General features: G+C 66.9%; 10 protein-coding genes. 3 read left to right on the plus strand and 7 right to left on the minus strand.

Features of this window, described 5'->3' with window-relative positions; genetic code table 11:
* Entirely contained in the window at window positions 1–960 is a 960-nt protein-coding gene (locus tag CLU86_RS14170) for an ABC transporter permease (RefSeq protein ID WP_099742051.1), read from the minus strand.
* Between the two features lie 78 nt (window positions 961–1,038).
* Window positions 1,039–2,046 (minus strand): sugar ABC transporter substrate-binding protein, encoded by a 1,008-nt coding sequence (locus CLU86_RS14175; RefSeq protein ID WP_099656693.1) that lies wholly within the window; start codon window positions 2,044–2,046, stop codon window positions 1,039–1,041.
* Window positions 2,047–2,293: 247 nt separating this feature from the next.
* On the opposite strand from CLU86_RS14175, the gene CLU86_RS14180 reads away from it, so the two are divergent.
* Window positions 2,294–3,277 carry a PfkB family carbohydrate kinase gene (locus CLU86_RS14180; RefSeq protein ID WP_233195017.1) on the plus strand — a complete coding sequence of 328 codons (984 nt, stop codon included), beginning with the start codon at window positions 2,294–2,296 and terminating at the stop codon, window positions 3,275–3,277.
* Window positions 3,278–3,427: 150 nt separating this feature from the next.
* Here CLU86_RS14180 and CLU86_RS14185 read toward each other — a convergent pair whose 3' ends face one another.
* The 3 genes from CLU86_RS14185 to CLU86_RS14195 form a co-directional block, all read right to left on the minus strand.
* Window positions 3,428–4,966 carry an NYN domain-containing protein gene (locus CLU86_RS14185; RefSeq protein ID WP_099742053.1) on the minus strand — a complete coding sequence of 513 codons (1,539 nt, stop codon included), beginning with the start codon at window positions 4,964–4,966 and terminating at the stop codon, window positions 3,428–3,430.
* Window positions 4,967–5,255: 289 nt separating this feature from the next.
* Window positions 5,256–6,218 (minus strand): tripartite tricarboxylate transporter substrate binding protein, encoded by a 963-nt coding sequence (locus CLU86_RS14190; RefSeq protein WP_099742054.1) that lies wholly within the window; start codon window positions 6,216–6,218, stop codon window positions 5,256–5,258.
* A gap of 269 nt (window positions 6,219–6,487) precedes the next feature.
* Window positions 6,488–6,919, minus strand: a complete 432-nt coding sequence (locus tag CLU86_RS14195) for an Lrp/AsnC family transcriptional regulator (protein WP_099656697.1) — start codon at window positions 6,917–6,919, stop codon at window positions 6,488–6,490.
* Window positions 6,920–7,046: 127 nt separating this feature from the next.
* On the opposite strand from CLU86_RS14195, the gene CLU86_RS14200 reads away from it, so the two are divergent.
* Window positions 7,047–8,105, plus strand: coding sequence for an ornithine cyclodeaminase (locus CLU86_RS14200; protein WP_099742055.1), 1,059 nt, complete (start codon window positions 7,047–7,049; stop codon window positions 8,103–8,105).
* Window positions 8,106–8,124: 19 nt separating this feature from the next.
* The gene (ctlX, locus tag CLU86_RS14205) at window positions 8,125–9,162 is read left to right on the plus strand and encodes a citrulline utilization hydrolase CtlX (RefSeq protein ID WP_233195018.1); all 1,038 of its coding nucleotides are present in this window, start codon (window positions 8,125–8,127) and stop codon (window positions 9,160–9,162) included.
* A 36-nt stretch (window positions 9,163–9,198) separates the two neighbouring features.
* On the opposite strand, the gene CLU86_RS14210 is transcribed toward ctlX, so the two are convergent.
* Complete coding sequence (locus CLU86_RS14210) at window positions 9,199–9,570, minus strand: hypothetical protein (protein ID WP_099742056.1); 372 nt, start codon at window positions 9,568–9,570, stop codon at window positions 9,199–9,201.
* 479 nt (window positions 9,571–10,049) lie between these two features.
* Window positions 10,050–12,860 carry a polysaccharide deacetylase family protein gene (locus CLU86_RS14215; RefSeq protein WP_099742057.1) on the minus strand — a complete coding sequence of 937 codons (2,811 nt, stop codon included), beginning with the start codon at window positions 12,858–12,860 and terminating at the stop codon, window positions 10,050–10,052.
* Between the last annotated feature and the right edge of the window lie 65 nt (window positions 12,861–12,925).

The following is a 12,925-nucleotide window of genomic DNA, read 5'->3' on the forward strand; positions in this document are numbered from 1 at the left end:
TCAACGCACTCCTTTGCGCGAGAGTTGGTCAGTGGCCACGGCCAGGATCACGAGGATGCCGGTGACGAGGATTTGGTACACGGACGACACGCCCATCAACGTGAGCCCGTTGCGGAACACGCCCACGATGAGCGCGCCCACCAGCGTGCCCAGGATGACGCCGCGCCCGCCAAACAGGCTGGTGCCGCCCAGCACCACGGCGCTGATGGCGTCCAGGTTTTCCGTCTGCCCGGCATTGGGGTCGCCCGCGCCGGTGCGCGCCACGGACAACAGCGCGGCAACGCCATAGAACACCCCGGCCAGCATGTACACACCCAGCAGCACCTTGTCGGTGGCAATGCCGGTGAGGCGCGTGGCCTCGGGGTTATTGCCCACCGCATACACATGGCGGCCGGGCGCCGTGTTGCGCAGGAAGAACCACATGGACACGTACAACGCCAGCATCAGCACCGCACCCCACACCACGGCGGTACCACCCAGCTGGAAGGTGTTGCCCAGGAAGGTCATGCCCTCTGGAATCTCGGTGATGGTCTGCGCGCCCGAATACAGCTGCGTGGCGGCAAAGGCGATGTTGAGTGTGCCCAGCGTGACGATGAACGGGGGCAGCTTGACCTTGGTGACCAGCAGGCCGTTGACCATGCCGAACAGCGTGGTCACCGCCATGCCGCAGGCAATGGCCACGGGGGCCGAGAGGCCGTAGTCCGACGCCACCTTGGTCATGACCACACCGCCCAGCGCCATCACCATGCCGCACGACAAATCAATGCCTGCCGTGAGGATGACCAGCGTTTGCCCGATGGCGATCACGCCCACCACCATCACCTGCTGCAGGATGAGGGCGAAGTTCTGGCCGGTCAGAAACCGGTCGCTCTGCAGCGCAAAGAAGCCGCAGGCCAGCAGCAGCGCAATGAAGGGCCCGAGCGTGGCCAGCGGCGGGAGCTTGGAGGCAGTGGTGTTCATGGCTTGGAAAGAGGTCGGTCAGTCAGCGCGCCGGGCATCGGCCCGACGCAACGCGGTCAGCAGCGAGGAGCCAAAGGCTTACTTCGCGCCCCAGCACAGATCGGTGCCCGTCTTCACATCCTTGCTGTCCACACCGGGCAGGGGCTTGGCAGAGATCAGTGTCACGCCGGTGTCGGTGTAGCCGCTCACCTTCTTGCCAGACTGGGCGTATTCCACGCCTGCCGCCACGCCCAGCGCAGCCATGCGCAGCGGGTATTGCTGGCTGGTCGCAGCGATCACGCCCCGGCCCACATCGGCAATCCCGGCGCAGCCGCCGTCCACCGACACGATGAGGGCGCTCTTGTCCTTGCCTGCCGCCTTGAGGGCGTTGTAGGCCCCAGCTGCTGCGGGCTCGTTGATGGTGTAGACGAGGTTGATGTCGGGGTTCTTCTGCAGGCAGTTCTCCATGGCGGTCTGGCCCTTGGCGCGGTCGCCAAAGCTGTCGGCCATGCAGGCCACCTCGGCAGGGCGCGAGAGTTCGTTGCTCTTGGCATCGTTGGCCTGCAGGCCAAAGCCCTTCAAAAAGCCGTTGTGCCGCTGTGCGCCCACGGGGTGGCCGGGGTGCAGGTCCAGCATGGCAATCACGGGTTTCTTGCCCGCCAGCGCGGCCTTGGCGTACTGGCCGATCAGCTCGCCGGCCTTGTAGTTGTCGGTGGCAAACAGCGCATCGGTCGCGTCGGCCGGATCGGTGGGGCTGTCCAGGGCAATCACCATCACGCCCTTGGCCTGTGCCTTCTTGATGGCGGGGACGATGGCCTTGGCGTCGCTGGGGGTGATGAGGATGGTCTTGGCACCTGCGGCCATCAGGTTTTCCATGGCCGTGACCTGGCCTGCGTTGTCGCCATCCGTCTTGCCTGCGGCAGACACCACCTTGGCGCCCAGCTTCTTGGCTTCGGCCGTGGCGCCTTCTTTCATCTTCACAAAGAAAGGGTTGGTCTCGGTCTTGGTGATCAGGCCGATCACGGGCTCGGCCGCCTGGGCCAGGCCACAGGCCATAGCGCCCGACAGAGCGATGGCAGAAAGTACAAAAGCGGGGGCACGTTGCATCACGGTTGTCTCCTGTGAATAGGCTGCGAACACCCGGCGGCGCGTCAGCTGCGGCCCCTCGGGTCAACCACCCTTGCCGGGTGGATGGGATCGAACTATAGTGCGCCACAACTTAATAAATCAAGTGGATTTACTTATGGTTTTCCCTAGCCAAACAGCGGCCCACGCCACAGGCCCAACCCCCCAGCCCAGTGCTGCAGCCACCCCATCACAAGGCCTGACATTGCCGCCCCCAAGGCCGTCCCCCTTGCTGGTAGCCACGGCGGGAGAAGCACTGTTTGACCTGATCGAAGAACCCGATGGCCGCCTGCGCCCCTGCGCGGGCGGCGCGGTGTACAACCTGACGCGGGCGCTGGGTTTGCAAGGGGTGGGCACGCTGTACCTGAACCCGCTGTCGGGCGATCTGCTGGGCAGGCAGCTGACCCAAGGGCTGCAGGCGGCGCAGGTCACACTGGCTGCACCGGCGCCCGTGCGCGAGCCCAGCGCGCTGGCCCTGGCCGCGCTGGATGCGCAAGGCAAGGCCAGCTACAGCTTTTACCGCGACGGCGTGGCCGACCGGGCCGTGACGGCCGAGGCCCTGAACGCCGCGTGCTCCGCCCACCCTGGCCTGCAAGTGGTGGCCACGGGGTGCCTGGCCCTGGTGGCCCAGGATGCCGCTGTCTACCAGCCCTGGCTGGCCGCCCAGCGTGCTGCGGGGCGCATGGTGGTGGTCGATGCAAACTTGCGCCTGTCGGCCGTGGACGATGCCCCTGCCTACCGCGCCAACGTGATGGCCGCGCTGCAGCAAGCCCACCTCATCAAGGTGAGCGACGACGATCTGGAGGCCCTGGGCACGCCGGGCGCCAACGCGCTGGAGCGCGCCCACCACCTGCTGCAGCACACGCCAGCGCAGTGGCTGGCGCTGACACTGGGGCCCGACGGTGCCTGGCTGTTGCAAAGGGATGGCCTGGCAGAGCACGCCCGCGAGGCAGCGCCGCTGGCGGTGGTGGACACCGTGGGCGCGGGCGACTGCTTTTTGGCGGGGCTGATCACCGCCCTGCTGGCGGGCCCTGAGCGCGGCCAGCAGGCCTTGGCCCTGCGCCCCGGCGGGCTCACCGCGCCCCTGGACGCAGCACGCCTGCGCAGCACGCTGCAGCACGCCCTGGCCAGCGCCAGCCACTGTGTGGAACGGGCGGGCTGCACGCCCCCGAGTTACGACGAAGTGCGCGCACGGTGGGCCGTGCGGGGCTGACAGCCCATCCGCACAACACCGCAGCGCTGCCCGATTGAGAGCGGCCCACAAAACTCCCCTGGCGTCGTTGTCTCGCCTTGTCGTACCGCTTGTACTGCCTGCGGCGAAACGCCTAGCCAGGGCCGCTTCGCTTAGTTTTGTTCGCCGCTCTTACCCTGCCGACTTGTCCGCTGGCTTGCGTGCCCGGCTGCGCGGGCGCGCTGGCGCTTTGGCAGGGGCTTGGGCCTGTGCCTCGGCAGGCGATGGGGCCTCAGCGGCAATGGGCAGGGCGGGCTGGGCAGCCCCTGTGCTCTTTGCGCTGCGCGCGCGCGGGGCTGCCGCCCTGCTGCCCGCTGCTGCGCTCTTGCCCGCACTGCTGCGCCCCTGGGCCCGAGGGCGGCTGGTCGCGGGTGCGGCCTCATTGGCTTCATCGCCTGGGCCTGTCACCGCAGCCTCCTGCGCTGTGGTCTGCTCCTCCGCCGCGGTCTCAGCGTGGGCCACCACACCGGTGGGCGGCACGGTCGACTCCGCTGCAACAGGCACTGCAGGCGTCGAGAAATAGCGGCTCACCGGACGGTCCATCGGGGGCTCTGCCGCAGGCTGATGCGATGCGGCGTGCATGCCTTCATCGCTCTCCGCCAAGGCCTCTGAAACTGCCTCTGCACGGCCCTGAGCCTCGCCACGGCGACCACGCGACCGGCCTGCAGTGCTGGGGGCATCACCGCCCCCCACTGGCCGCTCTGGCGCGACTGCCACCGCATGAAAGTCATGCCGCGCAGGGGCGCTGTGGTCCGCGCGTTCTGCCGCCGCATCTGGCTGCGCGGTCTGTCGCGGGTCCTGCCGCAAGTCCTGCCTCACGGAGGTGCCCCCTCCCGCGCCTTGGCCCAGGCTGCGAAACACATAGGCACCCGATTTTTCATCGCGGCCAAACTCCAGCAGGCCCCGTGCCTGGGCTTCTTCCAGCAGGTTGCCAAAGGTGCGAAAGCCGTAGCGGCCTTCGCTGAAATCAGGCTTGCGGCGCTTAATGGCCTCCTTGAGCACCGAGGCCCAGATCTTGCCGGTGTCACCCCGCTCAGACAGCAGGGCCTCAAACGTCTCGGCCGCCAGCTCCACACCCTGGGTGCGGCGTGCGTCCTGGCTTTCCTTGCGGCTGCGTTCCTCCTCAGGGCTGCGACGGGGCGCAGGTGGCGGGTTGCTGCCAGGGTTCTGGCGGCGGGCCTGAGCACGCTGGTTTTCGCGCACCAAGTCGTCGTAGAAGATGAATTCGTCGCAGTTGGCGATCAGCAGGTCGGACGTGGACTGCTTCACGCCCACGCCGATCACCTGCTTGTTGTTCTCGCGCAGCTTGGACACGAGCGGCGAAAAATCCGAGTCGCCGCTGATGATGACGAAGGTGTTGACGTGCGACTTGGTGTAGCAGAGGTCCAGCGCGTCCACCACCAGACGGATGTCGGCCGAGTTCTTGCCCGACTGACGCACATGGGGGATTTCGATCAACTCGAAGTTCGCCTCGTGCATGGTGGCCTTAAAGCCCTTGTAGCGCTCCCAGTCGCAATAGGCCTTCTTGACCACGATGGAGCCCTTGAGCAGCAGGCGCTCCAGGATGGGCTTGATGTCGAACTTTTCGTACTGCGCATCGCGCACACCCAAGGCGACGTTTTCAAAGTCGCAGAACAGGGCCATGCTGATGCTGTCGGAGGGGGATGCCATAAATGCTCGCGGTGTTCCGTTCAATGTTGGGACGGATCATCACACGGAACGTCATACGCCCTCCAGAGGCCTCGTCGCGGTACCGATGAATAGCTTGAGCGCGGACCTTCAGTGACAAAAGTTTGCCAGCGAAACGTCGTAACTGGCGCGTCCCAGGCCAGTGCCCCCGCGCAAGGGCCGCCAAGCCGCTTGCGGCGCTTCACTTCCGTGCGCTGGGGGCGTCCCCCTCACGCCAGCGCAGCGCAGCGAGAGAGGGGGAAGCGGCGCAGCCGCTCAGGGGGAGCTCACTTCAACTCGGTTTGGCCAGGCCCAGTTTTTCGACCAGCGCCTTCTCGCGCGTGAAGGTGTCCTGCGCAAACTTCTTGTACGCCGACGTGCTCATGTACATCGGCACCATGTCGTAGCGGGCCAGCGCCGTCTTGTAGCTGTCCTGCTCCATCGCCTGCTTGAAGGCATCGTGCAGGCGCTTGACCACCGCCTCGGGCGTGCCCTTGGGCGCGCCAATGCCAAAGGGCGAGTTCTGCACCAGGTCGAGCCCCAGCTCCTTGAGCGTGGGTGCGTCAGGAAACTTGGCCAGGCGCTCGGCGCCCCAGGTGTTGAGCACGCGCAGTTTGCCGGCCTCCACCTGCGGCGCAAAGCCGGTGGAGTCGGCCGCCGCCATGATCTGCCCGCCCAGGATGGACTGCATCAGGTCGGCGCTGCCCTTGTAGGGCACGTGCAGCAACTCCAGGCCCAGCTGCTGGGCGATGAGTTCCATCGTCAGGTGCGGGCTGGTCATGGTGCCGGTGGACCCGTAGCTCAGCTTGCCGGGGTTGGCCTTGGCCCAGGCCACAAAGTGCGTCCAGGTCTTGAGCGGGGAATCGGCTGGCACCACCAGGCCGAAGGCGTAGCCGGTGACATTGAGCACGTAGCTGATGTCCTTGACCGGGTCCCAGTTGATCTTGGTGGTGTAGGGCAGGCGGAACACGCCCAGAGGAATCTGCGCCACGGTGTAGCCATCGGCCGCCGCGCCCTGCAGCGCCTGCGCGGGCAGCGTGCCACCGGCGCCGGGCTTGTTCTCCACGATCACGGGCTGGCCCAGGATCTTGCTGGCGTTGTCGGCCAGCGAGCGCATGGTGATGTCGGTGGGGCCACCCGCCGGGAAGGCGATCACGAGCTTGATGGGCTTGCTTGGAAAGCTCTGGGCCTGCGCCAAAAATGCCGGGGCGGCGAGGCCGGCGCCCCCCCATTGGAGGATCTGGCGACGTTGCATGGCGGAGCTCCTGAACAAGCAAAACAAAGACTGCGCCATTGGACTGCAGACACGGGCGCAAGGGCATGCGGAAACCCCCTAGGCGCTGTCGCGAATGTGGCACAACCCCCTGAGTCGCTTCGCGCCTTCCCCCTTCTCTCGAATTGCTACGCAATTCGGGATGGGGGACACCGCCAGCGCGGCGGGGCGGCCCTTGCGCGGCGGTCGCCTACCTGCACCGCGCCAGTTTCACGCCCCGTGGGCTTAGCTTGCTTTGCCCATCTTGAGCCTCACGCCTTGTAGGTGGACAGCAGGATGCTGGTTTCGGTATTGGCAATGCCCGGGGTCAGGCGGATGCGCCCCAGCGCGGCGTCAAACGCCTCCAGGCTTTCAGAGCGCACCTCAGCCACGATGTCCCAGCGCCCGTTGGTGGTGTGCAAGGTGCCCACGGCAGGCTCGCCGCGCAGGGCATGGATGACCTCGGGTGCGGCATTGCCTTCGACGGCAATGCTCATCCACGCCCGGATGCGCTGGGGCTCGGACTCCGGGCGCAGCCGCACCGTGTACCCGGTGATGACGCCACTGTCCTCCAGCTTGCGAAGGCGGTTCTGCACGGTGCCCCGGGCAATGCGCAGCTTTTGCGCGAGGACCGCCACCGGGGTGCGGGCATCGGCCCGCAGGATGCTCAGGATCTCGCGGTCGGTGTCATCGATTTTGAACATTTAGCCACCTCAATCAGACAAAACGCCAATTTACAGGACTATTTGAGCAGCTTGTGGGCTGTTCGCTGGCGCATGCCCTCCGGAAAATTCCCCTCAGCACACCACAACGCTGAACTGGAGACACCCCATGACCCGCCTGATCGACCTGCCCACCCTCGCCCAGTTGGTCCACGACATCACCCCCGCCCGCTTCATGACCGAGCTGGCAGAGCACCTGCAAAGCGACTACCTGCGCTGGCCCGACTTTGACAAAACCGCCCGCGTGGCCAGCCACAGCGCGGGCGGTGTGATCGAGCTGATGCCCGTGGCCGACAGCGCCTTCTACAGCTTCAAGTACGTCAACGGCCACCCGGGCAACCCCAACCGGGCTACGGGAAGCCTGCCTACGGTGATGGCCTTCGGAGTGCTGTCCGAGGTGGCCACGGGCTACCCGCTGCTGGTGTCCGAGCTGACGCTGACCACCGCGCTGCGCACGGCCGCCACCTCGGCCATGGCGGCGCGCGCCCTGGCCCGCCCCGGTGCGCGCCGCATGGCCCTCATCGGCAACGGCGCGCAAAGCGAATTCCAGGCCCTGGCGTTCCATGCGCTGCTGGGGGTGGACGAGCTGAGGGTGTTCGACATTGACCCCGCTGCCACGGCCAAGCTGCAGCGCAACCTGGCCACGGTGCCCGGCCTGCGCGTGGTGCCAGCCGCCTCGGTGGCAGAGGCGGTGCGGGGTGCCGACATCGTCACCACCATCACTGCAGACAAGGCCAACGCCACCATCCTCACGCCCGAGATGATCGAGCCCGGCATGCACCTGAACGCCGTGGGCGGCGACTGCCCTGGCAAGACCGAGCTGCACGCCGATGTGCTGCGCGGCGCCCGCATCTTTGTGGAATACGAGCCGCAAACCCGCATCGAAGGCGACATCCAGCAACTGCCCGCTGACCACCCGGTGACGGAGCTGTGGGGCGTGCTCAGCGGCCAGGCGGCAGGACGCCAATCGGCACAGGAGGTGACGGTGTTTGACTCCGTGGGCTTTGCGCTGGAGGACTACTCGGCCCTGCGTTACGTGCACCAGCTGGCCACCGCACGCCACCTGGGCACTGAGGTCGAGCTGGTGCCCACCGATGGCGACCCCAAGGACTTGTTTGGCCGCACCCGGGGAGACCGCCAGCGCGTGGCCCTGCGCCGCGTGGCGTGAATACCGACACAGCACCGCCATGACTGCGACGACATCCCCTGCCCTGCCCCACGGCCAGCGCCCACGCCCGTCCATGCAAGCCCCCGCCGCCGTGGTGATGGTGCGCCCGCACCACTTCCACCCCAACCCCGAAACCGCCGCCGACAACGCCTACCAGCGCAGCAGCGGTGCGCCGCCCACCGAGCTGGCACGCCGCGCCCATGCCGAGGTGACCGAGGCCGCGGCCCGCATCGCCCAGGCGGGCGTGCGCGTGCACCTGTTTGACGACACCGGCGCACCGGGGCAGCCCGGCACGCCCGACTCGGTGTTCCCCAACAACTGGTTCTCCACCCACGCGGGCGGCCATGTGGCGCTGTACCCCATGTACGCGCCCAGCCGCCGCCGCGAGCGGCGCCACGACATCATCGAGCAGCTCAAGGCCCAGTACCGCGTGCAAGAGGTGGTGGATTACTCCGGCCTGGAGCAGGACGGCGTGTTCCTCGAAGGCACAGGCGCCATGGTGCTCGACCACATCGGCCGCGTGGCCTACACCGCCCAGTCGCACCGGGCCAACCCGGTGGCGCTGGAGCGCTTTTGCACCCACTTCCAGTACGAGCCCATGGTGTTTGCCACGGCCGATGGGGCAGGCCAGCCCTGCTACCACACCAACGTGATGCTGTGCATTGGCACCGGCTTTGCAATGGGCGGCTTTCACATGGTCAGCGACGCAGCCCGGCGGCGCGAGGTGCAGGAGCGGCTGTGGGAGAGCGGCCGCACCGTGATCGACCTGAGCCCGGAGCAGATCGCAGACTTTGCCGCCAACGCGCTGGAACTGCAGGGCACGGTGGGCCCCGTGCTCGCCCTGTCGGCGCGGGCGGCCGCCAGCCTCACGCCCGCACAGCGCCAAGCCGTGGAGCAGCACGCCACCCTGCTGCCCCTGGCGGTGCCCACCATCGAACTGGCCGGGGGCTCGGTGCGTTGCATGCTGGCAGGCATCCACCTGGCACCACGGCTGGGCGCGCAGGCCACACAGCCGCCCGCTGCAGAGTTTCAAACCATATTGGCACCTAGCGCTTGATAGATAAGCGCTAGCAGCTATTATTTCAATAGCAAACTACTTCTCAGAAGATGTGGGCTGCACCCGCAGTTGCGCATCGCACCCCACGCCCGAGGCAATCCACCGCCGCGCCAGGCGCGACAAGCCGCGCACCACCCAGGGGTGGCGCCAGCCGGTCACGCTGGCCGGGTCGGCCACCATGCCGCACCAGTAGCGCTGGTCAGCATCGCTCCAGCGCAGGGCCACGCAGGCGCCATGGCGGCGGCGTGACACCAGCACGCCCAACGGGCAGGGCTCGGCCAGGCAACACAGGCCGCAGCCGTTGCAAGGCGCACCCTCGGCAGGCTTGGGCGGCGCGGCGGGGTGCAGCCACACCACTTGCCCCGATGGGGGCGAAGGGTGAGGACCGGGCGCTTGCGGGGTATCCATGTCACTCACCGTGTGGGGCCTGGGCCCACCGCTTTGGGGCACGGCTCGGCACGCTGCGGCCCGCAGTACCGGAAATACGGGAAATGCGATAAGTGGCGGCGGTGAAGGAATGGGGGCATGGTGCAGGGCCCGTCAGAGCGGAGGAGGCAAGCGCCCGGGGGAAGCCATCCCCCATTCTGCGCAAGCACTTCAGCGTGAGCGTTTGATTGTGCATGCCTTGCAATAAAAAATCCCGCTCGCCCAGGAACTGGGGGAGCGGGATAAAAAGACCGGTCAAAGAGGGGAGGGAGGAGAGAACGACCGGTCCCAGGGGTAACCCCGTGCTGACAACCTGCATCACCGACCACGGGATCTGCGGGCTGGGCACTGGGGCTATCGTAGGCACAGCGCCCCACTGACCACATCAGACAGCCACCCACCTGCCTGTAGGACAGCGCCGGACACGGCGCCCAGCGCCCGATGCCCCAGCCCGGGGCCCCTCAGCGTTGCCCCAGGCGCTCCCGCAGCTTGTCTGCAGCGGCGCCTTTGGGCGCCAGCTCCAGATAGGTCGCATAAGCCTTGTTGGCACGCTCGGCATCCCCCGCCTTTTCATGGGCTTCGCCCAGGTTCAGGTAGGCCACGGCGCGCGAGGGGTCCATGCGGATGGCGTTGTCAAACCAGCGCGCCGCCTCTACAAACTTGTCCTGGCGGTAGTAGATGAAGCCCAGGTTGTTGGCGGCCAGCGCAAAGTCGGGACGGAGCTTGAGGGCTTCGGTGAACTGGGCCTCGGCCTGCTCGTACTGCTTTTCGCGGTAGAGCTGCAGGCCCCGGTCGTTGGCGCGCTGTGCCAACTGGCGGTTGGACAACGCCACCGCCTGCGGGGGCGTGATCTTCTGGTCATTGCCTTGCAGGTCCTTCACCACCACGGGCGCCACCACCTTGGGCACGGGGCCTGCGGCACCAGAGGCGGCAGACTGAGGCGCTGGCACGGCGGCAGGCTTGCCCGCATCGAGCTTGGTGTTCATGGCAATCGCTTCGCTGCCCAGCTGGGTGCTCTGCGCGCTCAAGAACTCGGTTTCGGTGGGCAGCTCAAACACGAAGTCGCCACCTTCGGAGCCCGGCAGGCTGCCAAACGCGGGCGTCTGGCTGGAGGCTGAGGCCACAGCAGGCGCCACATACGCGGCCAGCTCGGTGGCGGTGATGATGCCGTCACCGTTCAAATCGCCCTTGCCGCCCAGGCCCTGCAGCAGCGCCCAGGTGAACACTGAATGCCCGTTGGGCCCGCCATCGGCCACCAGTTGGTCGGCGCCACCGGCCGTCAGCATCTGACGCCCCACGCGCTTGGCGTTGTCGCGCAGGAAGTTGCCATTGCCGCCCCCGCGCGTCAGGCCCAGGCCGCTATAGCAGGCGTCCATCACAAACAACGTGTGCTTGGCGGTCACGCTCTCGGCAATGTTCTGCAGCTCGCTCATGGGAATGGCGTCGGTCGCAAACTGCTGTGGGTCGGAATCAACCGGGATGATGTAGCCCAGGTCACGCCCCGAGGTGAGCTTGCGCGTGGCACCGTGTCCGGCGAAGAAGACGAACAGGCGATCGTTCTTCTGCATGCCGCCATGGGCCAGCTTGTCGTGGAAGGCGGCCAGGATATTGGTGCGCGTGGCTTCCTTGTTCTCCAGCGTGACGATGCGCTCGGCCGCAAAGCCGAACTTCTGGATCAGCGTCTCACGCACCGAGCGTGCATCGCGCACGGCGTACTGCAGGCGCGGCCAGCGGGCGTATTCGTCAATGCCCACCACAATCGCCCACGACTGGCTGTAGCCACCCGCCGCAGCAGCGGGGCCCGGAGCCGCAGCAGCAGCGGCTTGCGCGCCCTTGGGCACCGCAAAGGCTTTGCCATCCCAGGTGGCGAACTGGTAGCCATCGGCCACCAACTTGGACAGGATGCCGGGCAACGCCTTCACGGTGCGCTCGTGGATGTCGTGGAACAGGATGATGCCCCTGCCCTCCTTCTCCAGCGTCGACAGCACGCGCTGCGCAATCGATGCAGGCACCGGGTCGGCCCAATCCAGCGAGTCCACATTCCACATGACTGAGCGCAGGTGCGCCGCGCTCAGGATGTCCATGCCCTCGGCGTTGCGCGCGCCGTACGGAAAGCGGAACAGCACGGAGCGGCGCTCGTCCACCGAGGTCAGCAGCTTGTCCGTCACCAGGATTTCATCACGCAGCGCATCGCCACTGCGCTTGGACAACTGCGCATGCGTGAGGCTGTGGTTGGCCAGCACATGGCCCGCCGCCTGCAGCTGCTTGCTGACCTGGGCTCGCGCATTCAAATGCGGCTTGCCGTCGGCCCCCACGGTGCCCAGGTTGCTGCCCACCTGGAAGAAAACGCCCGGCACGTCGTACTGCTTGAGGATGGCCGCGATCTCGGGCGTGTAAGTGCCGTGCGGGCCGTCGTCAAAGGTCAGAACGATGGTCTTGGGGGGCAAGTCGCGGCCCGAGAACTCCGCGCCTTCAGTGGTCTTGGCCTTGCCTTTGCCCTTATCGCTGGCCCCTGACGCAGCGGCGGGCTCGGGGTATGGCAACACCACACCATGGTCGCGCAGGATGGCCTCGCGCGGGTACAGGCGCTGCAACTGGGCCACGTAGTCGTCCCAGCGCTCGCGCTTCAAGGTGATGCCCCGGCTTTCAAAGCGGCCAAAGACCTCACGGATTTCTTTTTCGTAGTTGCGCTCGATCTCGGCCAGCGCATCCAGGTCTTCGCCAATGCGCTTGTGCAGCTTGATGGCGGGCAAAGTGCCGTCGCGTGCCATGGTGGCCTGCCACTGGCGCAACACCTCGCGAAAGGCCAGCCGGTCGGCGTCAAACAGTTCCGGGTCGCTCTCCACATAGTCGAGCAGCGCGGGCAGCACCTGCAGCCGCACACGCGGTGCGGCCAATGGCCCCTCTTCCAGCAACGCCACCAGCTCTTTGGCTTTGGCAATGTTGGCATGGAACAGCGCCATGCCCGCCTGGTTGGCGGCGGCTTTCTCCGCCGCCCCCAGCTTGGCCTCATCGGCCAGCAGCACGATGATCTTGCGGTAGTTCGCCAGCACCTCGCGCAGCGGCACCATGGCCTGATCGCGCTGCGCGCTGTCCGCATCCCCTCGCCCCACGGCACTGGCCATTGCGGGCTGCCCTGCACCACCGCTCAAGGGCTGCGCACCTGCCACATGCTGCTGCACCCCACCAAACCAGATTCCTGCGGCCAAACCCGCCAGCACCACGCCAGCACCCGCCACTGCCAGCCAAGGCTTCACTTGCTTCACCTGCATCCCCACCCCCTGAGATTGTTCTGCCGCCGCAGATCCAGCGGCGGTCAAAACCCGAGTATCTCAGT

This window comes from Acidovorax sp. 62, assembly GCF_002754495.1.
Classification (GTDB): domain Bacteria; phylum Pseudomonadota; class Gammaproteobacteria; order Burkholderiales; family Burkholderiaceae_C; genus Acidovorax.

Excerpts from the sequence above, each read along its gene's own strand:
- CLU86_RS14170 (WP_099742051.1), bottom strand. The coding sequence starts at position 960 with ATGAACACCACTGCCTCCAAGCTCCCGCCGCTGGCCACGCTCGGGCCC.
- CLU86_RS14175 (WP_099656693.1), bottom strand. The coding sequence starts at position 2,046 with ATGCAACGTGCCCCCGCTTTTGTACTTTCTGCCATCGCTCTGTCGGGC.
- CLU86_RS14185 (WP_099742053.1), bottom strand. The coding sequence starts at position 4,966 with ATGGCATCCCCCTCCGACAGCATCAGCATGGCCCTGTTCTGCGACTTT.
- CLU86_RS14190 (WP_099742054.1), bottom strand. The coding sequence starts at position 6,218 with ATGCAACGTCGCCAGATCCTCCAATGGGGGGGCGCCGGCCTCGCCGCC.
- CLU86_RS14195 (WP_099656697.1), bottom strand. The coding sequence starts at position 6,919 with ATGTTCAAAATCGATGACACCGACCGCGAGATCCTGAGCATCCTGCGG.
- CLU86_RS14200 (WP_099742055.1), top strand. The coding sequence starts at position 7,047 with ATGACCCGCCTGATCGACCTGCCCACCCTCGCCCAGTTGGTCCACGAC.
- ctlX (WP_233195018.1), top strand. The coding sequence starts at position 8,125 with ATGACTGCGACGACATCCCCTGCCCTGCCCCACGGCCAGCGCCCACGC.
- CLU86_RS14210 (WP_099742056.1), bottom strand. The coding sequence starts at position 9,570 with ATGGATACCCCGCAAGCGCCCGGTCCTCACCCTTCGCCCCCATCGGGG.
- CLU86_RS14215 (WP_099742057.1), bottom strand. The coding sequence starts at position 12,860 with ATGCAGGTGAAGCAAGTGAAGCCTTGGCTGGCAGTGGCGGGTGCTGGC.